The organism is Fictibacillus fluitans (assembly GCF_030418125.1).
GTDB classification, from domain to species: Bacteria; Bacillota; Bacilli; order Bacillales; family Fictibacillaceae; genus Fictibacillus_C; species Fictibacillus_C fluitans.
Map to the genome: position 1 here is coordinate 17,673 of NZ_JAUHTR010000019.1, position 22,555 is coordinate 40,227.

The window sequence follows — 22,555 nt, forward strand, 5'->3', positions numbered from 1 at the left end:
CTTCTATTAAAATTCTAACCCAGCCTCACGGGCTGCATCAGCTAATGCTTTTACACGTCCATGATATAAATAACCGCCACGGTCGAATACTACTACTTTAACGCCTTTTTCTGTACCGCGCTTAGCAATCGCTTCGCCGATTGCTTTAGCAGCTTCAACGTTACCGCCGTTCTCGAGGCCTGCTTCTTTATCCATAGAAGAGGCAGATGCGATTGTAACTCCGTTCACATCATCGATCAGCTGAGCATAAATATGCTTGCTGGAACGGAATACGTTCAAACGAGGACGTTCTGCTGTTCCGATTACAGAGCGGCGAACACGAGCATGTCTTTTTTTACGAGCGACATTTTTATCCGCTTTAGTGATCATCCTATGCACTCCTTTCCACTAACTTCTTAACCGGCTTATTTACCAGTTTTACCTTCTTTACGTCGTACAAACTCACCTTCATAACGAATTCCTTTACCTTTGTAAGGCTCTGGAGAACGGATTGAACGGATGTTTGCTGCAACTTCACCCACACGCTGCTTGTCGATACCTTTAACTACCACTCTTGTGTTAGAAGGAACATCGATGTCGATTCCATTTTCAGGAACGATTTCTACTGGGTGAGAGTATCCAACGTTAAGGATCAGTTTGTTTCCAGATTTAGATGCACGGTAACCTACACCAATGATTTCGAGTGCTCTTTCGTAGCCGTTAGTAACACCGATAACCATGTTGTTAAGTACGCTTCTAGTTGTTCCGTGTAAAGCACGATGTTCTTTGTGATCGCTCGGGCGTTCAAAAGTGATTGTGCTTTCAGCCACGGTAATTTTAATATCTTTGCTGAATTGACGAGTTAGTTCTCCCTTTGGCCCTTTAACAGTTACGAAGTTATCCTTCATATCAACTGTTACGCCGCTTGGGATCTCTACAGGTTTATTACCTACGCGAGACATAATGACACCTCCATTCGCTGCTTGAATTTTACCAAACGTAAGCTAATACTTCGCCGCCGACTTGTTGCTGGCGAGCTTCTTTGTCAGTTAGAATGCCTTTTGAAGTGGATACTAGCGCAATCCCCAATCCTCCAAGTACTCGTGGAAGTTCAGTTGATTTTGCGTATACACGTAGACCAGGCTTGCTGATTCTTTTAAGACCAGTAATTACACGCTCATTGTTAGAACCGTATTTAAGGAAGATGCGAATCATCCCTTGTTTATTATCTTCAATGTATTCCACATCGCGTACAAAACCTTCACGCTTGAGGATTTCTGCGATCTCTTTTTTAATTGTAGAACCAGGAACCTCTAGTTTATCGTGACGAACAGTATTGGCGTTGCGAATACGAGTAAGCATATCTGCAATTGGATCTGTCATGACCATTGATATTTACCTCCTTCCCTTTGTCAGGGTATTACCAGCTGGCTTTTTTAACGCCAGGAATTTGACCTTTATAAGCAAGTTCTCTAAAGCAAATACGGCAGAGTTTAAACTTGCGGATGACTGAATGAGGACGCCCGCATCGTTCACAGCGAGTGTATTCCTGCACTTTGAACTTTTGCTGGCGTTGTTGCTTAGCAATCATAGATTTCTTTGCCACGGGTTTACCTCCTTTGGCTTAAAGATTATTTTTGGAAAGGCATTCCTACTTGAGTCAATAGCTCACGAGCCTCTTCGTCCGAGTTGGCAGTCGTTACAATAACGATGTCCATACCGCGAACTTTGTTTACTTTATCGTAATCGATCTCTGGGAAGATCAATTGTTCTTTAACACCAAGAGTGTAGTTGCCACGGCCATCAAAAGATTTCTTTGAAATACCACGGAAGTCACGTACACGTGGAAGTGTAACTGAGATTAGTTTGTCTAAGAAATCATACATGCGTTCTCCGCGAAGAGTAACTTTTGTACCGATTGGCATCCCTTCACGAAGCTTGAAGCCTGCGATAGATTTCTTAGCACGGGTAATTACTGGCTTTTGACCAGCGATTGTAGTCAGTTCTTCAACAGCTGTATCCAGCACTTTAGAGTTGGAAACTGCGTCACCAACACCCATGTTGATTACGATTTTTTCGATCTTTGGAACTTCCATTACAGAAGTGTAGTTAAACTTCTCTACTAGAGAAGGAACAATCTCACTTTTATAACGCTCTTGTAGACGGTTCATCAAGATGCCCTCCTTTCACTGCTATTATTTATCTAAAACTTCACCTGATTTAGCTACACGAACTTTTTGACCATCGACTTCTTTGTATCCTACACGGGTAGGAACGTTTGTCTTTGGATCTAGAGGCATTACGTTAGAAACGTGAACCGGAGCTTCGAGGCTTACGATTCCACCTTGTGGATTAGCCTGAGATGGTTTCGAGTGTTTCTTAACGATATTAACGCCTTCTACAAGGACACGATTTTGTTTCGGAAAAGCTTCAAGAATTACTCCTTGCTTGCCTTTATCCTTACCGGAAATCACTTGTACTTTATCGCCTTTTTTAACATGCATTGGCATGAGCGTGTTGCACCTCCTTACAAGCCTGCATTATGAGCCTTGCATTCTATTGATAATTAAAGTACTTCTGGAGCAAGTGAAACGATCTTCATGAACTGCTTGTCACGAAGTTCACGAGCAACCGGTCCAAAGATACGAGTACCACGAGGACCTTTGTCATCACGAACGATTACTGCTGCGTTCTCGTCAAAACGGATAGTGGATCCGTCGTTACGGTGCATTCCGCGTTTCGTACGAACAACTACCGCTTTAACAACGTCACCTTTCTTAACAACGCCGCCTGGTGTTGCAGATTTTACAGAACAGACGATGATGTCACCAACGTTAGCGTATTTGCGTCCAGAGCCGCCAAGAACTTTAATGCAAAGCAATTCACGAGCACCAGAGTTGTCAGCTACTTTTAAACGAGTCTCTTGTTGAATCATGCGAATTGACCTCCTTTCGGATACATTTTCGATCCGAACATATATTAAATAACTACTGCTTCTTCAACCACTTCTACCAAACGGAAACGCTTGTCTTTAGAAAGCGGACGAGTTTCCATGATTCTTACCAAATCATTAACTTTTGCAGTGTTGCTTTCATCATGAGCTTTGAACTTCTTAGAGTACTTAACACGCTTGTTATATAAAGGGTGTGTTTTGTAAGTCTCTACAAGCACAGTGATTGTTTTGTCCATCTTGTCAGATACTACACGGCCAAGATAAACTTTACGTTGATTTCGTTCACTCATTGTGCGAACCTCCTCTCAATATTAAGCGTTAGTAATCCCTAGCTCTCTTTCACGTAAAACAGTTTTTGCACGGGCAATTGCTTTACGAACTTCACGAATGCGGGCAGGGTTTTCTAATTGACCTGTAGCGAGTTGAAAACGAAGATTGAAAAGCTCTTCTTTTAGAGACTTTGCATTTTGTTCGACTTCAGCAGTGGTCATGTTACGGATATCATTAGCCTTCATTAGTGTCACCACCCACTTCTTCGCGTTTTACAAATTTACATTTGATTGGAAGCTTGTGTGCAGCAAGACGAAGTGCTTCACGAGCTACTTCTTCAGATACACCAGCGATTTCAAACATAATTTTTCCTGGTTTTACTACAGCTACCCATCCTTCAGGTGCACCTTTACCGGAACCCATTCGAACTTCTAGAGGCTTAGCTGTGTAAGGTTTTGACGGGAAAATTTTGATCCATACTTTACCGCCACGCTTCATATAACGAGTCATCGCAATACGAGCTGCTTCGATCTGACGGTTAGTGATCCAAGATGCTTCAATAGCTTGCAAACCATATTCGCCGAATGCTACTTCAGCTCCGCCTTTTGCACGTCCGCGCATTTTTCCGCGGTGTTCACGGCGGTATTTAACACGTTTTGGCAATAACATATTATTTGCCTCCTTCCTCTTTTTTCGTTCCTTTAGTTGGAAGGACTTCCCCACGGTAGATCCAGATTTTCACACCGATTTTACCGTATGTTGTGTCAGCTTCTGCAGTTCCGTAATCGATGTCTGCACGAAGGGTATGAAGAGGAACAGTTCCTTCACTGTAAGATTCTGAACGAGCGATATCAGCGCCACCAAGACGTCCGGAAACTTCAGTCTTGATACCTTTTGCTCCAGCACGCATAGAACGTTGGATTGATTGCTTCATTGCACGACGGAAAGACACACGGTTTTCCAATTGACGGGCAATATTTTCAGCAACAAGTTTAGCGTCAACATCAGCTTGCTTGATTTCAAAAATGTTTACATGTACTCGCTTGCCAGTTAGTTCGTTAAGTGCTTTACGAAGTGCTTCCACTTCAGTACCACCCTTACCGATAACCATACCAGGCTTAGCAGTTTTGATTGTGATATTTACGCGGTTTGCTGCACGTTCGATTTCAACACCGGATACAGCCGCGTCCTTAAGTCGTTTTTCGATATATTTACGAATTTTAAGATCTTCGTGTAATAGATCAGCATAGTCTTTATCAGCGTACCATTTTGAATCCCAGTCACGAATGATTCCAATGCGTAGTCCTATCGGATTTACTTTTTGACCCACGTCTTATCCCTCCTTCTTTTCAGAAACAACGATAGTGATGTGGCTAGTACGCTTGTTAATACGGCTTGCACGTCCCATAGCACGAGGACGGAAACGTTTTAACGTAATGCCTTCATCTACGAATGCAGATGATACCACAAGGTTGTTTGGTTCCATTTCATAGTTGTGTTCCGCGTTTGCGATAGCTGATTTTAACACCTTTTCAATCACTGGAGAAGCAGCTTTTGGTGTAAGGCGCAGAATCGCAAGTGCTTCGCCTACTTGCTTACCTCGAATCAAGTCGATAACAATTCTAGCTTTACGAGGAGCAATACGCACTTGTTTAGCAATAGCTTTTGCTTGCATTTTGTGTACCTCCCCTCAATTAACGTCTTGTTTTCTTATCATCAGCGGCATGACCTTTGTAAGTACGTGTTGGTGCGAATTCACCCAACTTATGTCCGACCATGTCTTCTGTAACATAAACCGGTACATGCTTACGACCATCATAAACAGCTAATGTGTGCCCGATGAAGTCCGGGAAAATTGTTGAACGGCGAGACCATGTTTTAATAACTTTTTTGTCATTAGATTCGTTCAAGCCTTCAACTTTTTTCATTAAGTGGTCATCAACAAAAGGTCCTTTTTTCAAACTGCGACCCATACGTGAACCTCCCTTCGCGATTGCGCTACGGTTCGACCGAACCGTAGAACAAACACGTTATTTTTTACGACGACGTACGATGTACTTGTCAGTTGTTTTGTTTTTCTTACGAGTTTTGTAACCAAGAGTTGGTTTGCCCCATGGTGACATTGGTGATTTACGTCCGATTGGAGCGCGTCCTTCACCACCACCGTGTGGGTGATCGTTAGGGTTCATTACGGAACCACGAACTGTTGGACGGATACCCATCCAGCGAGAACGACCAGCTTTACCTACGTTAACTAGTTCATGTTCAAGGTTTCCTACTTGACCGATTGTTGCACGGCAAGTTAGAAGGATCATACGAACTTCGCCAGAACCTAGACGAACAAGAGCGTATTTCTCTTCTTTACCAAGAAGCTGAGCTTCAGTACCTGCAGAACGAACCAACTGACCGCCTTTACCAGGTTTAAGCTCGATGTTGTGGATTGTAGAACCTACAGGAATGTTCGCAAGTGGAAGTGCATTCCCTACTTTAATGTCAGCCTCAGGGCCGGACATGATTTCTTGACCAACTTTAATTCCTTTAGGAGCAAGAATGTAACGTTTTTCACCATCAACATAGTTGATTAGCGCGATGTTAGCCGTACGGTTCGGATCATATTCGATCGTAGCAACGCGTCCTGGTATTCCATCTTTGTTACGTTTAAAGTCGATGATTCTGTATTTACGCTTGTGTCCTCCGCCTTGGTGACGAACAGTAAGTTTACCTTGGTTGTTACGTCCAGCCTTTTTGCTTAGTGGAGCAAGCAATGATTTTTCCGGTTGGTCTGTTGTAATCTCAGCAAAGTCCAACTGAGTCATATTACGGCGACCGTTAGTGATCGGTTTAAACTTTTTGATACCCATGAGTGTTTCCCTCCTTTACTTGTTTCTCGGTTTATACTCCCTCAAAGAAGTCTAGTTCTTTGCTTTCTGGAGTTAGTGTAATAATCGCCTTCTTACGCTTTGAAGTGTAACCAGAATGACGACCAACACGCTTGAATTTCCCTTTGGAGTTTACAGTGTTAACTGATGCAACTTTAATTCCGAAGATTTCTTCAAGAGAAGACTTGATTTGAGTCTTTGTTGCGCGAGTGTCAACTTCAAAAGTGTATTTACCATCAGCCATAATTTCAGTAGAACGCTCTGTAATTACGGGGCGCTTAATAATATCTCGTGCATCCATTATGCAAGCACCTCCTCTACTTTTTCCACAGCGTCTCTTGTCATAACAAGCTTGTCGTGGTTAAGCACATCAAGCACGTTTACACCGCTTGCTGTAACGACTGTTACACCAGGGATGTTACGAGCAGATAACGCAACGAATTCGTTAAAGTCACCTGTCACAACAAGTGCTTTGCGATCTGCGGATAGATTTGTCAGTACTTGCTTCATGTCTTTTGTCTTAGGAGCGTCAAAAGAAATAGCATCAAGTACAACTAGGTTATTATCGATAACCTTTGAAGAAAGTGCGGATTTAATCGCTAAACGGCGTACTTTCTTAGGTAATTTGTAGGAATAGCTTCTTGGTGTCGGTCCGAAAACCACTCCACCGCCAACCCATTGTGGAGAGCGGATTGAACCTTGACGAGCACGTCCAGTTCCTTTTTGTCTCCATGGCTTGCGTCCACCACCAGCAACTTCAGAACGGTTTTTCACGTCATGGTTACCTTGGCGTTGAGACGCTTGCTGCATTACAACAGCATCAAATAACACATTTTGGTTTGGTTCAATACCGAAAACGGAAGCATTAAGCTCTAGGTCGCCTGCTTGAGAACCATCTTGTTTGTAAATAGCTACTTTAGGCATCGATGTATCCTCCCTTCTTATTTAGCTTCTTGTGCTTTTACAGCAGCATTGATTGTAACGTAGCTTTTCTTCGCACCAGGTACGTTACCTTTGATTAGAAGCAAGTTACGCTCAGCGTCAACTTTAACTACTTCTAAGTTTTGAACAGTAATAGTATCTCCGCCTGTACGTCCAGGTAGGTTTTTACCTTTGAATACACGGTTAGGGTCAACTGCACCCATGGAACCAGGACGACGGTGGTAACGGGAACCATGGCTCATCGGTCCGCGGGATTGTCCGTGGCGTTTGATAACACCTTGGAATCCTTTACCTTTTGATGTGCCGGTTACGTCTACAACGTCACCTTCTGCGAAAATATCTACCTTGACTTCCTGACCAACCTCATATTCCGCGCCTTCTACATTGCGGAATTCTTTAACGAAGCGCTTAGGGTTTGTGTTAGCTTTAGCGGCATGCCCTTTAGCAGGCTTGTTCACACGGCTTTCTTTCTTGTCATCAAATCCTAATTGGATTGCTTCGTATCCGTCGTTTTCAGCAGTTTTCTTTTGAAGAACAACGTTTGGAGTAACTTCTACCACAGTAACTGGGATAAGATCACCGTTTTCTGCAAACACTTGAGTCATTCCAACTTTTTTACCTAAGATTCCTTTGGTCATTAGTCACACCTCCTATTGAATATTAAATGTTGTTTTTATATATATTGAATTCACACGAATTAAAGTTTGATTTCAATGTCCACGCCAGATGGAAGATCCAAACGCATTAATGAATCCACAGTTTGCGGCGTTGGTTCGATGATATCGATCAAGCGCTTATGTGTACGCATTTCGAACTGCTCACGAGAATCCTTATATTTGTGCACCGCACGTAGGATTGTGTATACAGCTTTCTCAGTTGGAAGCGGAATTGGTCCGGATACTTTTGCACCAGAACGTTTTGCTGTCTCAACAATTTTCTCAGCAGACTGATCAAGAATTCTGTGATCATATGCTTTTAATCGAATACGAATCTTTTGCTTTGCCATTATTTTCCCTCCTTTATTCGCCCATTTTGATAAACAGACATTACTCCCACGGAAATTTAACCTGACAGACATCCGCCATGGCAATGGGGCCAGGTGTGTCAGCAACCTTCCGGATCATCGCAAATGAATGACCAACATTACTTATTATAGTAAAAACAGCCGCCCATTGCAAGCTATTCTTATAAATATTTTTCTCGCTTGCGCACTTTTTCTATTATAGGGGGAAACCCGCGTAAAATCAAGGATAAACACAAACTTGAATAAAGCCAATGACGTGTTTCTTCTATAGTAATGTGCTCTTATAAAAAGAGTGGCTGGCTCGGCATATAGCTGAATGATTGTCTCTATCAAAAATTGATTGTAGTGCAAGGTGCGGAACTACTCGAAAATAAGACTTCAGACAAACAAAAAAGCATCCCGGCAATCGGGATGCTTTTTTATATGAAAGACTATTCAGTGATAGTTGCTACTACTCCAGCACCTACTGTACGTCCACCTTCACGAATAGAGAACTTAGTTCCTTCTTCGATCGCGATTGGAGCGATTAGTTCAACAGTCATTTCGATGTTGTCTCCAGGCATAACCATTTCAGTTCCTTCTGGAAGCTGAATGATACCAGTTACGTCAGTTGTACGGAAGTAGAACTGAGGACGGTAGTTAGAGAAGAATGGAGTGTGACGTCCACCCTCTTCTTTTGAAAGAACATAAACTTCAGATTTGAACTTAGTGTGAGCTTTTACAGTTCCTGGCTTAGCAAGAACTTGTCCACGCTCAACATCGTCACGGGATACACCGCGAAGAAGTGCGCCAATGTTGTCACCAGCTTCAGCATAGTCAAGAAGCTTACGGAACATTTCAACACCAGTTACAGTAGTTGATTTTGGCTCTTCAGTAAGACCAAGGATCTCAACAACGTCACCGACTTTAACTTGTCCACGCTCAACACGTCCAGTAGCAACTGTACCACGGCCAGTGATTGAGAATACATCCTCAACAGGCATCATGAATGGCTTTTCAGTGTCACGTGGAGGAGTTGGGATGTACTCGTCAACTGCGTCCATAAGTTCGATGATTTTTTCTTCCCACTCAGCATCTCCTTCAAGAGCTTTAAGAGCAGAACCTTTGATTACAGGAACATCATCTCCTGGGAAATCGTACTCGGAAAGAAGGTCACGAACTTCCATTTCAACTAGTTCAAGAAGTTCTTCGTCATCTACCATGTCACATTTGTTCAAGAATACAACTAGGTAAGGAACACCTACTTGACGAGAAAGAAGGATGTGCTCACGAGTTTGTGGCATTGGACCGTCAGCAGCAGATACTACTAGGATTCCTCCGTCCATTTGTGCAGCACCAGTGATCATGTTTTTAACATAGTCAGCATGTCCCGGGCAGTCAACGTGTGCATAGTGACGCTTGTCAGTTTCGTACTCAACGTGTGCAGTTGAGATTGTGATTCCGCGTTCGCGCTCTTCTGGAGCACCGTCGATTTGGTCGTATGCCATTGCAGCACCTTTACCGCTTCTTTTAGCAAGTACAGATGTGATAGCAGCTGTTAAAGTTGTTTTACCATGGTCAACGTGACCAATTGTGCCAATATTGGCATGCGTTTTGGAACGATCAAATTTCTCTTTAGCCATGAGAAAGATTCCTCCTTATTATGTGTGAAAGTTAGTTGATTTATTTATATAAACAGACAGATTGTCTGCCTATTCTAGCTTACATGAAAAGCAAGCTTGTTACAACTGGCAACCATTATTGTCCAGTTGATTTTTTGATGATTTCTTCTGAAATTGATTTTGGAACCTCTTCGTAGTGATCAAAGTGCATGGAATAAGTTCCACGTCCTTGTGTACGAGAACGAAGAGATGTTGCATAACCAAACATTTCAGCAAGTGGTACCATCGCTTTAACGATTTGAGCGTTACCGCGGGCTTCCATACCTTCAACGCGTCCGCGTCGGGAAGTTACGTCACCCATGATGTCTCCCATGTACTCTTCAGGAACCGTTACTTCAACTTTCATGATCGGCTCAAGAATTGCAGGGTCACATTTTGCTTTAGCGTTTTTAAGTGCCATTGATCCGGCAATCTTAAACGCCATTTCGTTGGAGTCAACGTCATGGTAAGAACCGTCAACGATTCTTGCTTTAAGATCAAGCAATGGGAATCCGGCAAGCATACCATTTTTCATTGATTCTTCAATACCGTTTTGTACCGCTGGGATGTATTCACGAGGAACAACACCACCGACGATTTTGTTTTCAAATACGAATCCAGATCCTTCTTCACCTGGTTCGAACTCGATCCAAACGTGACCATATTGACCACGACCACCGGATTGACGTACGAACTTACCTTCAACCTTAGCCGCCTGGCGGATAGTTTCACGGTAAGCAACCTGAGGAGCACCTACGTTTGCTTCAACTTTGAATTCACGCTTCATACGGTCAACAAGGATATCAAGGTGAAGTTCACCCATACCGCCGATGATCGTTTGTCCTGTTTCTTCATCAGTTTCAGTTCGGAACGTTGGATCCTCTTCAGCAAGTTTCGCAAGAGCCATACCCATTTTGTCTTGGTCGGCCTTAGATTTAGGCTCGATGGACAAGTGGATTACCGGCTCAGGGAATACCATGGATTCAAGGATAACTTGTTCCTTTTCATCACAAAGAGTATCACCAGTTGTAGTATCTTTCAAACCTACAGCTGCCGCGATATCTCCAGCGTATACAGTAGAGATCTCTTCACGGTGGTTTGCGTGCATTTGAAGGATACGTCCAACGCGCTCACGCTTGCCTTTTGTAGAGTTCTGTACGTATGAACCTGAGTTCAATGTACCGGAATACACACGGAAGAATGTAAGTTTACCAACGTAAGGGTCAGTCATAACTTTAAATGCCAATGCTGAGAAAGGAGCTTCGTCGCTTGATGCGCGGGAAACTTCTTCTTCAGAATCCGGAAGATGTCCTTTGATTGCTTCTACATCAACTGGAGCCGGCAAGTAGTCAAGAACTGCATCCAGCATAAGCTGAACACCTTTGTTTTTGAAAGCAGATCCACAGATTACAGGGTAGAACTCAACGTTTACAGTACCCTGACGGATTGCGGCTTTGATTTCATCGTTAGTTAGCTCTTCGCCTTCTAAGTATTTCATCATCAATTCTTCATCAAGCTCAGCAACAGCTTCAACAAGCTTGCCACGGTACTCTTCTGCTTGTTCTTGATATTCAGAAGGAATTTCCCCTACTGTGATATCAGTTCCAAGGTCGTTACCGTAGAATACAGCTTTCATCTCGATAAGGTCGATGATCGCTTCGAATTGATCTTCAGCACCGATAGGAAGCTGAATTGGATGTGCATTTGCACCAAGACGGTCATGAAGTGTCTTTACAGAGTAAAGGAAATCAGCACCAATCTTGTCCATTTTGTTTACGAAAACTACACGGGGAACCCCGTAAGTTGTTGCTTGACGCCATACAGTTTCAGTTTGAGGCTCTACCCCAGACTGTGCATCTAGTACAGCTACAGCTCCGTCTAATACACGCAATGAGCGTTCTACTTCTACTGTAAAGTCTACGTGTCCAGGAGTATCAATGATGTTGATACGGTGACCTTTCCACTGAGCAGTTGTTGCAGCGGAAGTGATTGTAATTCCGCGCTCTTGTTCCTGCTCCATCCAGTCCATTTGTGAAGCACCTTCGTGAGTTTCACCAATTTTGTGGATACGACCTGTATAGTAAAGTACACGTTCAGTTGTTGTCGTTTTACCGGCATCGATATGAGCCATGATCCCGATGTTACGCGTATTTTTTAAGGAGAATTCTCGTGCCATGAATTTCTCTCCTTCCTATACATAGGAAATTATTTTTTATAGTGGGATAGAGACAGCCGTTAAACTGTCTCTTGTGTTTTCTACCAGCGGTAGTGAGCAAACGCTTTGTTTGCTTCCGCCATTTTGTGCATATCTTCACGCTTTTTAACGGAAGCTCCAGCATTGTTGGCAGCATCCATGATTTCGTTGGCAAGACGTTCTTCCATTGTCTTTTCACCACGAAGTCGAGCGTAGTTTGTCAACCAACGAAGTCCTAGAGTCGTACGGCGCTCCGGGCGAACTTCAACCGGTACTTGGTAGTTAGCTCCACCCACACGGCGTGCGCGAACTTCAAGAACTGGCATGATGTTTTTAAGAGCTTGTTCGAAAACTTCCATTGGCTCTGTGTTTGTGCGTTCTCTGATAATGTCAAATGCATTATAAAGAATGGTTTGTGCTACTCCTCTTTTACCGTCAATCATAATTTTGTTGATTAGACGAGTTACAAGCTTAGACTTGTAAATTGGATCAGGTAACACATCACGACGAGATACAGGTCCTTTACGAGGCATTGTGTCCCCTCCTTTCTCCTATTGATTTCTTATTTATTTAAAACTTACTTTTTAGCAGCTTTAGGACGCTTAGTTCCGTATTTGGAACGTCCTTGCATACGGTTGTTAACACCAGCAGTATCAAGCGCACCACGAACGATGTGGTAACGTACCCCCGGTAAGTCTTTTACACGTCCGCCACGAATCAACACAACACTGTGTTCTTGAAGGTTGTGCCCGATCCCAGGGATGTAAGCAGTCACTTCAATTCCGTTAGTTAGACGTACACGAGCATATTTACGAAGAGCCGAGTTCGGTTTCTTCGGTGTCATTGTACCAACACGAGTACATACCCCACGTTTTTGCGGAGATGAAACATTGGTTTGAGCTTTCTTGAAGCTGTTGTAACCCTTGTTTAGTGCTGGAGAGTCAGATTTCTTGCCTTTTGACTCACGGCCTTTACGAACTAATTGATTAATTGTAGGCATTTTGTTTTTCCTCCCTTCTTATCCTTTTTTCTAAGACCACTGAACCAGGTGGTTCATCTTTGGACAAAAGAAAGTTTTTGCGAGAGGCCACGCAGGCGGCGTCGCAAAAACATTTAATTTATCCTTTTATCGCAACAGTTGCGGCTCCAACATCAATTCCGCAAGCTTTGCCAAGCTTTTTCATGGAATCGACTCTCGTAATCGGGACAAGTCTTTCCTGTGCAATCTGCAATACTTTACCGGTTACACGAGGGTCAGCATCATCGGCAACGACGAGCTCTCTAACTTCCCCGTTTTGCAAAGCCTTAATGGTTTGCTTAGTTCCTACGATAAAATCAGAAGCCTGTGTCACTTTTTCATAAGACATCGTTATATCCTCCAAAGTAACATTTCTTAGGAGCACCCAGATATAATATCACTCTTGTGCTCCCAATGTCAACACTTCTCTTGTTAATCTTGTGGGACCAGCTCAGTTGCTTCCGATCCTACAGTTTCTTCGTCAGTGGAGACCGGAGAATCCATTCCGACGTTGCGGTATTGGGACATACCAGTACCTGCAGGGATCAGCTTACCGATGATTACATTCTCTTTCAATCCGAGCAATTCATCACGCTTACCTTTGATCGCCGCATCTGTCAGGACACGAGTTGTTTCCTGGAAGGATGCTGCTGACAGGAAGGATTCTGTTTCAAGAGAGGCTTTGGTAATACCAAGCAATACAGGACGTCCTGTTGCCGGAATTCCGCCTTCGATAAGAATCTTTCTGTTTGCATCGGTAAAGGTATGAATATCGACCAATGCGCCAGGCAATACATCTGTATGGCCGGCATCGATGATACGGACTTTGCGAAGCATTTGGCGAACCATTACTTCCACGTGCTTGTCACCAATTTCTACCCCTTGCATACGGTATACTTTTTGAACTTCACGCAGCAAGTATTCCTGAACACCTTCTGCTCCACGAACTTTGATTAATTCTTTCGGGTCAATTGAACCTTCAGTCAGTACCTGACCGGCAGTTACAACATCGCCTTCTGCCACTTTAATGCGGGCACCGTATGGAACAGTGTATGAACGGGTTTCAATTTCACCTTGAACAAGGATCTCACGCTTCTCTTTGGATTCGTTGATGTTGATCACGGTACCTTCAAGCTCAGAAATCAATGCCTGACCTTTCGGGTTACGTGCTTCAAACAATTCCTGGATACGCGGTAAACCTTGTGTGATATCGTCTCCTGCTACACCACCTGTATGGAATGTACGCATTGTAAGCTGTGTTCCCGGCTCCCCGATGGATTGTGCAGCAATGATACCAACCGCTTCGCCGACTTCAACGTCAGAGCCTGTTGCCAGGTTACGGCCGTAACATTTCTTACAAACACCGTGACGGGTATCACATGTGAATACGGAACGAAGGGTTACTTCTTCCACTCCGGCATCAACAACAGCTTGAGCGGAATCTTCCGTAATTTGTTCGTTTTTGCTGACAAGAACCTCGTTCGTTTCCGGATGGAGCAACGTTCTGAAAGCTGTACGCCCAACCAGACGCTCGTATAGGTTCTCAATCACTTCATTGCCTTCTTTGATCGCTGCCACTTTAAGGCCGCGGTCAGTTCCGCAGTCATCCTCACGGACAATAACGTCCTGTGCAACGTCAACGAGACGGCGTGTCAAGTAACCTGAGTCAGCTGTTTTCAGTGCGGTATCGGCAAGACCTTTACGCGCACCATGCGTAGAGATAAAGTATTCGAGTACCGTCAGACCCTCACGGAAACTGGACTTGATCGGCAACTCAATGATTTTACCAGCCGGGTTGGCCATGAGACCACGCATACCGGCAAGCTGTGTAAAGTTAGATGCGTTACCACGGGCACCAGAGTCACTCATCATGAAGATCGGGTTTCTCTTATCAAGGGTAAGCATTAGTTTTTGCTGGATTTCATCCTTCGCCTGGCTCCAGATGTTGATGACGCGCTCATATCGCTCGTCTTCTGTAATCAGACCGCGGCGGAACTGCTTCATTACGGTTGTAACCTTTTCTTCCGCTTTTTCAAGGATAACCTGTTTTTCCGGCAATACGACGATGTCGGAAACACCAACGGTAATACCAGCTCGTGTAGAATATTTGAATCCAAGCTCTTTCATGCGGTCAAGCATCTTGGATGTCTCGGTAATCTTGAATCGTTTGAATACTTCTGCAATGATTTTCCCGAGGATACCTTTTTTGAACGGATCCACTTCATCATGCTTAGCGATTTCTTCTCTAATATTCGCAGCTTGAGGAAGGAAATATTTCTCCGGTGTTTCAATTTGCAGGTTGGCTGTTGTCGGCTCATTGATGTATGGGAATGACTCCGGAAGAATCTCGTTGAAGAGAAGCTTTCCGACAGTTGTCATCAGCATCATGTTTTGCTGGTGTTCTTTGAATGAAGGTTTGTTTAAAGTTGAAACCGGTACTGCAATACGGGTATGAAGATGGACATAGCCATTTTCATAAGCCACGATCGCTTCGTTTGCATCTTTAAAGACAGATCCTTCACCAATCGCACCTGCACGCTCCATTGTAAGGTAATAGTTACCCAATACCATATCCTGTGACGGTGTAACAACCGGTTTGCCGTCTTTCGGATTTAGGATGTTTTGTGCAGCCAGCATGAGCAGGCGTGCTTCAGCTTGCGCTTCAGCGGATAAAGGTACGTGAACCGCCATTTGGTCACCATCGAAGTCAGCGTTGTATGCTGTACATACGAGCGGGTGAAGACGAATTGCACGGCCTTCAACAAGTGTAGGTTCGAATGCCTGGATACCCAGTCTGTGAAGCGTAGGGGCACGGTTCAAGAGTACCGGGTGCTCTCTGATTACATCTTCAAGCACATCCCATACTTCAGGCTGAACGCGCTCTACCTTGCGCTTCGCACTCTTAATATTATGAGCAAGACCTTTAGCCACGAGCTCTTTCATCACAAACGGTTTGAAAAGCTCAAGGGCCATTTCCTTAGGAAGACCACATTGGTACATCTTAAGGTGAGGACCTACTACGATAACGGAACGGCCAGAATAGTCAACACGCTTACCAAGAAGGTTTTGACGGAAACGGCCTTGTTTCCCTTTTAGCATATGAGAAAGTGATTTTAACGGACGGTTACCCGGTCCTGTAACAGGACGGCCGCGGCGGCCGTTGTCGATTAGTGCATCAACCGCTTCCTGAAGCATACGTTTTTCATTTTGTACGATAATGTTCGGCGCACCCAAATCCAAAAGACGCTTCAAACGGTTGTTACGGTTAATCACACGGCGGTACAAGTCGTTCAAATCGGATGTTGCAAAACGTCCTCCGTCAAGCTGCACCATCGGGCGAAGCTCAGGCGGAATAACAGGAAGAACATCCAGGATCATCCAATGCGGCTCGTTTCCTGAGTGACGGAATGCTTCCAGTACTTCAAGACGTTTGATCGCACGGGTACGGCGTTGTCCTTGTGCAGTTTTCAACTCTTCTTTCAGCTGGTCGACTTCTTTTACAAGGTCGATGTCTTCAAGAAGACGGCGGATCGCTTCCGCTCCCATTTGTGCAGAAAAGCCCTGACCGTATTTTTCACGGTATGACCGGTATTCTTTTTCAGAAAGCAGCTGTTTTTTCTCCAGCGGCGTTTCACCCGTATCTGTCACCACGTAAGATGCAAAGTAAATGACTTCTTCCAGTGCTCTTGGAGACATATCGAGTACAAGACCCATACGGCTTGGTATTCCTTTGAAATACCAAATGTGCGAAACAGGTGCAGCAAGCTCGATGTGACCCATACGGTCACGTCGAACTTTAGCACGAGTTACTTCTACGCCACAGCGATCACATACAACGCCTTTATAACGGACGCGTTTGTATTTACCGCAATGACATTCCCAGTCCTTTTGGGGACCAAAGATGCGCTCACAGAACAAACCGTCCTTTTCAGGCTTTAATGTACGATAGTTGATCGTTTCTGGTTTTTTCACTTCTCCTCTTGACCAAGAACGGATCTTGTCTGGAGAAGCGAGGCCTATTTTCATATACTCAAAATTGTTTACGTCTATCAAGGAGCAAACCTCCCTTATGATATCCTGTTTTTATTCACTCACAGTGTAAGATTCAAGATTTAGATTAAGCTTTTCGTTCGCTTGATCTTCTTCATCATCAAGCTCGCGCATTTCAATTTCTTTATCGTCACCGGACATAATCTTAACGTCCATTCCGAGTGACTGGAGTTCTTTGATCAATACTTTGAATGATTCAGGAACTCCTGGTTCCGGCACGTTCTCGCCTTTGACGATCGCTTCGTATGTTTTCACACGGCCGACCACGTCATCGGACTTGACGGTAAGAATTTCCTGAAGGGTATAAGCGGCACCATATGCTTCAAGGGCCCAAACCTCCATCTCACCAAAACGCTGTCCACCAAACTGTGCTTTACCACCAAGCGGCTGCTGGGTAACAAGAGAGTATGGTCCGGTTGAACGGGCATGAAGTTTGTCATCAACCATGTGAGCCAGTTTGATCATATACATGACACCGACAGACACACGGTTGTCGAATGGAACTCCGGTTCTTCCATCATAAAGGACGGTTTTACCATCACGGGCCATTCCAGCTTCTTCAATGGTTGCCCAAACATCTTCCTCACGGGCTCCGTCAAATACCGGCGTTGCCATATGAACACCCAACTGTCTGGCAGCCATTCCCAAGTGAAGTTCGAGCACTTGCCCGATGTTCATACGGGATGGTACACCCAGTGGGTTCAACATGATATCGATTGGCGTTCCATCTGGAAGGTACGGCATATCTTCTTCCGGCATAATGCGGGAGATAACACCTTTGTTACCGTGACGGCCGGCCATTTTATCCCCTTCATGAATCTTACGCTTTTGCACGATATACGCACGTACAAGCTGATTCACACCAGGAGGCAGCTCATCGCCGTCTTCACGGTTAAATACTTTTACGTCGAGGATAATCCCGTCGCCTCCGTGAGGCACCCGAAGGGATGTATCACGGACTTCACGTGCCTTCTCACCAAAGATGGCGTGAAGAAGACGTTCTTCGGCTGTAAGCTCTGTAACCCCTTTAGGTGTTACTTTACCTACAAGAATATCTCCGTCTTTTACTTCGGCACCAACACGGATAATACCGCGGTCATCCAGATTGCGAAGAGCTTCTTCCCCAACGTTCGGAATGTCTCTTGTAATCTCTTCAGGCCCGAGTTTTGTATCACGTGCTTCAGACTCGTATTCCTCGATGTGAATGGATGTATATACATCATCTTTTACCAGACGCTCGCTCATGATAACGGCATCCTCGTAGTTGTAGCCTTCCCATGTCATGAATCCGACAAGAACGTTACGGCCAAGCGCAAGCTCTCCTTTTTCCATGGATGGTCCGTCTGCAAGGATTTCTCCTTTTACTACGCGGTCGCCTTTAGAGACGATCGGGCGCTGGTTATAGCACGTTCCCTGGTTGGAACGGATAAATTTAAGACAGTTGTAGCGGTCAAGCTGACCTTCTACTTCTTTTCCATCCACGACTTCAATTCGTCGCACCTGGACTTGTTTCGCAGTTACTTTTTCAACGATTCCCTCGTACTTGCAGATAACAGCTGCACCAGAGTCTTTTGCAGACACGTGCTCCATTCCTGTTCCGACGACCGGCGCTTCCGGAACCATCAAAGGAACCGCTTGACGCTGCATGTTCGCACCCATGAGGGCACGGTTGGAGTCATCGTTTTCAAGGAACGGGATACACGCTGTAGCAGCGGATACAACCTGCTTCGGAGAAACGTCCATGTAATCAATTCGATCACGGCGGACAATCGTGTTTTCACCGCGGAAACGGGCAATAACATCTTCGTTCAGGAACGAACCGTCATCACCAAGAAGTGAATTCGCCTGTGCAACCACATAGTTATCTTCCTCATCCGCAGTAAGGTAGTCGATTCGGCCTGTTACTTTACCAGTTTCAGGGTCGACTCGGCGGTATGGTGTTTCAATGAATCCATACTCGTTTACCTTCGCATAGCTGGAAAGGGAGTTGATCAAACCAATGTTCGGTCCCTCAGGTGTTTCAATCGGACACATACGCCCATAGTGGGAATAGTGAACGTCACGAACCTCAAATCCTGCACGCTCACGCGTAAGTCCGCCGGGTCCTAATGCGGATAGACGGCGCTTATGTGTAAGTTCTGCCAGCGGGTTGGTTTGGTCCATAAATTGAGATAGCTGAGAGCTTCCGAAGAACTCTTTGATAGCTGCGATCACAGGACGGATATTGATTAATGCCTGTGGTGTAATGGCGTTGGTATCCTGAATGGACATACGCTCACGAACCACACGCTCCATACGTGAAAGACCAATACGGAACTGGTTTTGGAGAAGTTCGCCTACAGAACGCAAGCGGCGGTTTCCAAGGTGGTCAATATCGTCGGTGTTACCCACACTGTGAAGCAGGTTGAAGAAGTAATTAATAGAAGCGATAATGTCAGAGACTGTAATGTTCTTTACAGTTTTCTCCACGTACGCATTACCAATTACTTTGATGACGCGCTCACCGTCTGGATCGTCCGGCGCATAAATGTTAATAGACTGAAGCGGAATATCCTGGTCTTCAGCTACCCCGCCTGCCGGAGTCACATGACGGAACCCAATGCCGTTTTCAAGGTACGGAAGCACCTTGTCCAGCGTACGTCGGTCGAGCAGAGTACCTGCTTCTGCAAGCACTTCTCCTGTTTCCGGATCTGCCAGGGTTTCAGCCAGCTTTTGGTTGAATAAGCGGTTTTTGATATGAAGCTTTTTGTTGATTTTATAACGGCCCACACTTGCTAGGTCATAACGCTTTGGATCAAAGAAGCGTGAGTCTAACAAACTCTTGGCATTATCAACAGTAGGCGGTTCACCGGGGCGAAGGCGCTCATAGATTTCAAGGAGTGCTTTTTCCGTACCTTCTGTATTGTCTTTGTCAAGAGTGTTTCTTAAATACTCGTCTTCGCCAAGAAGGTCGATGATTTCTTGATCAGAACCAAACCCTAACGCACGAAGCAATACGGTAATAGGTATTTTCCTAGTGCGGTCAATGCGCACATACACGATGTCCTTGGCGTCTGTTTCGAACTCAAGCCAGGCACCCCGGTTTGGTATAACAGTGGCAGTGAAACCCTTTTTACCGTTTTTATCAATCTTTTCACTGTAGTAGACACTTGGTGAACGAACAAGCTGGGAAACAATTACACGTTCAGCACCGTTGATCACAAACGTGCCTGTATCTGTCATTAACGGGAAATCTCCCATAAATACTTCTTGCTCTTTCACTTCGCCAGTCTCTTTATTAATGAGACGCACCTTTACACGAAGCGGCGCAGCATAAGTTACATCACGCTCTTTTGATTCTTCTACAGGATATTTTGGTTCACCCAGGCTATAGTCAATAAACTCTAGCACTAGATTTCCTGTAAAATCTTCAATCGGCGAAATGTCCTGGAACATTTCACGCAGTCCCTCATCAAGAAACCACTGATACGAAGCTGTTTGAATTTCGATTAAGTTCGGTAATTCAAGCACTTCGCTAATTCTTGCGTAACTTCTTCGTTGGCGGTGGCGTCCAAACTGAACTAGTTGACCTGTCAACTGATTCACCCCTCAAATCCAGCGTTTTTTCTTGTTCCTATATACTCTAACATTCTACTATCGAATGTCAGAAAGACAAAAAGAAAAAGGGTTTTCTTACAAAACCACAATTTCTATCGAGCAACAGATTATATAATTTTGTCCAAATTCTTCTCTTGATATACCTAAATTGGTTGTTATATCGAGGTTTTTTCTGCATTTGCGCACAAAGGCAGAAAATGTGAATTCATTGGCATTTTACAATAATAGCATAGACTCCAAGCTGAGTCAACACTTTTTTGCGCGTATGATAAAGTACCCTTTGCTTTTCGAGACGGTCTCCACTTCATCGAAAACACTCTCGAGTTTATCGATGGCAGAAGGAGCCCCCTGCTTCTTTTGAATCACGATCCACAGTTCTCCATTGGTTTGCAATTTCCCATAGGAATCTTCGAAAAGCTGATGGACAACCTTTTTCCCAGCGCGTATGGGCGGATTGGTGAGTATAGCCGCAAATTCCGACTCCTGAACACCGTCAAAAAGATTGCTCTTTCGTGCTTCAACATTGGTGATTCCGTTTTTCTTTGCATTCTCCCGGGTCAATTCGAGCGCCCGTTCGTTCACATCCACCATCAGGAAGCGACGGCTTTCTTCTTCTTTGGCGAGCGCCAGCCCGATCGGCCCGTACCCGCAGCCCACATCCAAACAATCTCCACTGATGGACGGGAAGACAAATTCTTCGATCAGCAGCCTGCTTCCAAAATCCACTTCTTTTTTGGAGAACACACCGGCATCCGATGTGAATTTCAATTCGCGGTCTCTCAGAACAAACGTCCAGGTTTTCGGATTGCTTTTTGCATCAGGATTTTCTGAATAATAATGGCCACTCATGTTTTTCTCCCTTTCATCCAAAGGAATTCCTGGTAACAGTATTACCCAAATGATTTCAAATAAAAAGGTCCGCCTGTTGGCGAACCCTTTTTAGATTTAAAATTACTTAACTTCTACAGAAGCACCAGCTTCTTCAAGTTTAGCTTTAACTTCTTCAGCTTCTTCTTTAGCAACGCCTTCTTTAACATTGCTTGGAGCTCCGTCAACTAGTTCTTTAGCTTCTTTAAGACCAAGTCCAGTAAGCTCACGAACTACTTTGATAACTTTGATCTTAGAAGCGCCAGCGCTTGTAAGAACTACATCAAATTCAGTTTGCTCAGCAGCAGCGTCTGCACCAGCAGCTCCGCCACCAACAGCTACAGGAGCAGCTGCAGTTACACCAAACTCTTCTTCAATTGCCTTAACTAGGTCGTTAAGTTCTAAAACTGTCATGCTTTTTAGGCTTTCAATGATTTCTTTAGACATTATAATTTCCTCCTTAGTTAGTTAAATCTGATTTGATTTAAAACGAAAGGCTTATGCGCCTTGTTCTTCTTTTTGTTCAGCAACGGCTTTAGTAACCAACGCAAAGTTGCGGATTGGCGCTTGAAGCACGCTGAGTACCATAGAAAGAAGTCCTTCGCGTGATGGAAGTACTGCAAGAGCTTTAACTTCCTCAAGTGTTGCGATACGGCCTTCAATTACACCAGCTTTGATCTCAAGAGCTTCATGATCCTTAGCAAAGTCGTTAAGGATTTTAGCCGGAGCCACTACGTCGTCATTGCTGAATGCAATCGCTGTAGGACCAACCAAATGCTCGTTAAGCTCAGATAAGCCAGTTTCGTCAGCTGCACGTCGAGTCATTGAGTTTTTGTAAACTTTAAACTCGATTCCAGCTTCACGAAGTTGTTTACGAAGCTCAGTTACTGCCGCTACTGTCAAACCGCGATAGTCAACAAGAATTGTTGATTTGCTTTCGCGCAATTGTCCAGCGATATCAGAAACCAGTTGCTTCTTAGTATCAAGAATACTGCTCATCTTTACACCTCCTGTAGAATAGTCTAGTCATCTTCACACCGTAGCCATAAGAAAAGCCTTCATGTAAGACATGAAGGCGTAGATTCAGAAATCAGCAATTAAAAATTGATTTATTCTGTGCTACACACCTCGGCAGGATAATT

The 22,555-nt window shown here is 44.4% G+C and carries 28 protein-coding genes and 1 other annotated feature (1 of these 29 running past the window's edge); all 28 genes read right to left on the reverse strand.

The window, feature by feature from the left end; all coding sequences use genetic code 11:
• Positions 1–6: 6 nt before the first annotated feature.
• Positions 7–369 (reverse strand): 50S ribosomal protein L18, encoded by a 363-nt coding sequence (gene rplR / locus QYB97_RS22085; RefSeq protein ID WP_301168187.1) that lies wholly within the window; start codon positions 367–369, stop codon positions 7–9.
• A gap of 35 nt (positions 370–404) precedes the next feature.
• Positions 405–941: a 50S ribosomal protein L6 gene (rplF, locus tag QYB97_RS22090; protein ID WP_301168188.1), complete on the reverse strand. Its 537-nt coding sequence runs from the start codon at positions 939–941 to the stop codon at positions 405–407.
• Positions 942–969: 28 nt separating this feature from the next.
• Positions 970–1,368 (reverse strand): 30S ribosomal protein S8, encoded by a 399-nt coding sequence (gene rpsH, locus QYB97_RS22095; protein WP_061975693.1) that lies wholly within the window; start codon positions 1,366–1,368, stop codon positions 970–972.
• A 31-nt stretch (positions 1,369–1,399) separates the two neighbouring features.
• On the reverse strand, positions 1,400–1,585 hold the full coding sequence (rpsN, locus tag QYB97_RS22100; RefSeq protein WP_007203538.1) for a 30S ribosomal protein S14: 186 nt from the start codon (positions 1,583–1,585) through the stop codon (positions 1,400–1,402).
• A 25-nt stretch (positions 1,586–1,610) separates the two neighbouring features.
• Positions 1,611–2,150, reverse strand: a complete 540-nt coding sequence (rplE, locus tag QYB97_RS22105; RefSeq protein ID WP_301168189.1) for a 50S ribosomal protein L5 — start codon at positions 2,148–2,150, stop codon at positions 1,611–1,613.
• 24 nt (positions 2,151–2,174) lie between these two features.
• A complete protein-coding gene (gene rplX / locus QYB97_RS22110; RefSeq protein ID WP_301168228.1) occupies positions 2,175–2,483 on the reverse strand; it encodes a 50S ribosomal protein L24 in 309 nt (102 codons plus the stop codon).
• A 62-nt stretch (positions 2,484–2,545) separates the two neighbouring features.
• On the reverse strand, positions 2,546–2,914 hold the full coding sequence (rplN, locus tag QYB97_RS22115; protein ID WP_061975689.1) for a 50S ribosomal protein L14: 369 nt from the start codon (positions 2,912–2,914) through the stop codon (positions 2,546–2,548).
• 44 nt (positions 2,915–2,958) lie between these two features.
• On the reverse strand, positions 2,959–3,222 hold the full coding sequence (gene rpsQ / locus QYB97_RS22120; RefSeq protein WP_301168190.1) for a 30S ribosomal protein S17: 264 nt from the start codon (positions 3,220–3,222) through the stop codon (positions 2,959–2,961).
• A gap of 21 nt (positions 3,223–3,243) precedes the next feature.
• Positions 3,244–3,447: a 50S ribosomal protein L29 gene (rpmC, locus tag QYB97_RS22125; RefSeq protein ID WP_061975685.1), complete on the reverse strand. Its 204-nt coding sequence runs from the start codon at positions 3,445–3,447 to the stop codon at positions 3,244–3,246.
• The gene (rplP, locus tag QYB97_RS22130) at positions 3,437–3,871 is read right to left on the reverse strand and encodes a 50S ribosomal protein L16 (RefSeq protein WP_283891880.1); all 435 of its coding nucleotides are present in this window, start codon (positions 3,869–3,871) and stop codon (positions 3,437–3,439) included. The genes rpmC and rplP overlap by 11 nt, the downstream gene beginning before the upstream one ends.
• 1 nt (position 3,872) lies before the next feature.
• Positions 3,873–4,532, reverse strand: coding sequence for a 30S ribosomal protein S3 (gene rpsC / locus QYB97_RS22135; RefSeq protein ID WP_301168191.1), 660 nt, complete (start codon positions 4,530–4,532; stop codon positions 3,873–3,875).
• Between the two features lie 3 nt (positions 4,533–4,535).
• Complete coding sequence (gene rplV, locus QYB97_RS22140; protein WP_301168192.1) at positions 4,536–4,877, reverse strand: 50S ribosomal protein L22; 342 nt, start codon at positions 4,875–4,877, stop codon at positions 4,536–4,538.
• Positions 4,878–4,896: 19 nt separating this feature from the next.
• Positions 4,897–5,175, reverse strand: a complete 279-nt coding sequence (gene rpsS / locus QYB97_RS22145; protein ID WP_301168193.1) for a 30S ribosomal protein S19 — start codon at positions 5,173–5,175, stop codon at positions 4,897–4,899.
• A gap of 57 nt (positions 5,176–5,232) precedes the next feature.
• The gene (gene rplB, locus QYB97_RS22150; RefSeq protein WP_301168194.1) at positions 5,233–6,063 is read right to left on the reverse strand and encodes a 50S ribosomal protein L2; all 831 of its coding nucleotides are present in this window, start codon (positions 6,061–6,063) and stop codon (positions 5,233–5,235) included.
• Positions 6,064–6,094: 31 nt separating this feature from the next.
• On the reverse strand, positions 6,095–6,382 hold the full coding sequence (rplW, locus tag QYB97_RS22155) for a 50S ribosomal protein L23 (RefSeq protein WP_301168195.1): 288 nt from the start codon (positions 6,380–6,382) through the stop codon (positions 6,095–6,097).
• Positions 6,382–7,005: a 50S ribosomal protein L4 gene (rplD, locus tag QYB97_RS22160; RefSeq protein WP_301168196.1), complete on the reverse strand. Its 624-nt coding sequence runs from the start codon at positions 7,003–7,005 to the stop codon at positions 6,382–6,384. The genes rplW and rplD overlap by 1 nt, the downstream gene beginning before the upstream one ends.
• A 17-nt stretch (positions 7,006–7,022) precedes the next feature.
• Positions 7,023–7,661, reverse strand: a complete 639-nt coding sequence (gene rplC / locus QYB97_RS22165) for a 50S ribosomal protein L3 (protein WP_301168197.1) — start codon at positions 7,659–7,661, stop codon at positions 7,023–7,025.
• Positions 7,662–7,720: 59 nt separating this feature from the next.
• Positions 7,721–8,029 carry a 30S ribosomal protein S10 gene (rpsJ, locus tag QYB97_RS22170; RefSeq protein WP_007203552.1) on the reverse strand — a complete coding sequence of 103 codons (309 nt, stop codon included), beginning with the start codon at positions 8,027–8,029 and terminating at the stop codon, positions 7,721–7,723.
• Positions 8,030–8,478: 449 nt separating this feature from the next.
• The gene (gene tuf / locus QYB97_RS22175; protein ID WP_301168198.1) at positions 8,479–9,669 is read right to left on the reverse strand and encodes an elongation factor Tu; all 1,191 of its coding nucleotides are present in this window, start codon (positions 9,667–9,669) and stop codon (positions 8,479–8,481) included.
• Positions 9,670–9,784: 115 nt separating this feature from the next.
• Positions 9,785–11,863 (reverse strand): elongation factor G, encoded by a 2,079-nt coding sequence (fusA, locus tag QYB97_RS22180; protein WP_301168199.1) that lies wholly within the window; start codon positions 11,861–11,863, stop codon positions 9,785–9,787.
• 80 nt (positions 11,864–11,943) lie between these two features.
• Positions 11,944–12,414, reverse strand: coding sequence for a 30S ribosomal protein S7 (gene rpsG / locus QYB97_RS22185; protein ID WP_301168200.1), 471 nt, complete (start codon positions 12,412–12,414; stop codon positions 11,944–11,946).
• Between the two features lie 44 nt (positions 12,415–12,458).
• Positions 12,459–12,881: a 30S ribosomal protein S12 gene (rpsL, locus tag QYB97_RS22190; protein WP_053356202.1), complete on the reverse strand. Its 423-nt coding sequence runs from the start codon at positions 12,879–12,881 to the stop codon at positions 12,459–12,461.
• 118 nt (positions 12,882–12,999) lie between these two features.
• Positions 13,000–13,248 (reverse strand): 50S ribosomal protein L7ae-like protein, encoded by a 249-nt coding sequence (locus QYB97_RS22195; protein ID WP_061975660.1) that lies wholly within the window; start codon positions 13,246–13,248, stop codon positions 13,000–13,002.
• Between the two features lie 83 nt (positions 13,249–13,331).
• Positions 13,332–16,952, reverse strand: coding sequence for a DNA-directed RNA polymerase subunit beta' (rpoC, locus tag QYB97_RS22200; RefSeq protein WP_301168201.1), 3,621 nt, complete (start codon positions 16,950–16,952; stop codon positions 13,332–13,334).
• A gap of 30 nt (positions 16,953–16,982) precedes the next feature.
• A complete protein-coding gene (gene rpoB, locus QYB97_RS22205; protein WP_301168202.1) occupies positions 16,983–20,525 on the reverse strand; it encodes a DNA-directed RNA polymerase subunit beta in 3,543 nt (1,180 codons plus the stop codon).
• 267 nt (positions 20,526–20,792) lie between these two features.
• Positions 20,793–21,395, reverse strand: a complete 603-nt coding sequence (locus QYB97_RS22210; RefSeq protein WP_301168203.1) for a class I SAM-dependent methyltransferase — start codon at positions 21,393–21,395, stop codon at positions 20,793–20,795.
• Positions 21,396–21,497: 102 nt separating this feature from the next.
• Entirely contained in the window at positions 21,498–21,860 is a 363-nt protein-coding gene (gene rplL / locus QYB97_RS22215) for a 50S ribosomal protein L7/L12 (RefSeq protein WP_301168204.1), read from the reverse strand.
• A gap of 51 nt (positions 21,861–21,911) precedes the next feature.
• Positions 21,912–22,412, reverse strand: coding sequence for a 50S ribosomal protein L10 (gene rplJ / locus QYB97_RS22220; protein WP_301168205.1), 501 nt, complete (start codon positions 22,410–22,412; stop codon positions 21,912–21,914).
• A 40-nt stretch (positions 22,413–22,452) separates the two neighbouring features.
• Positions 22,453–22,555, reverse strand: a sequence feature (ribosomal protein L10 leader region); it runs 44 nt beyond the window's last position.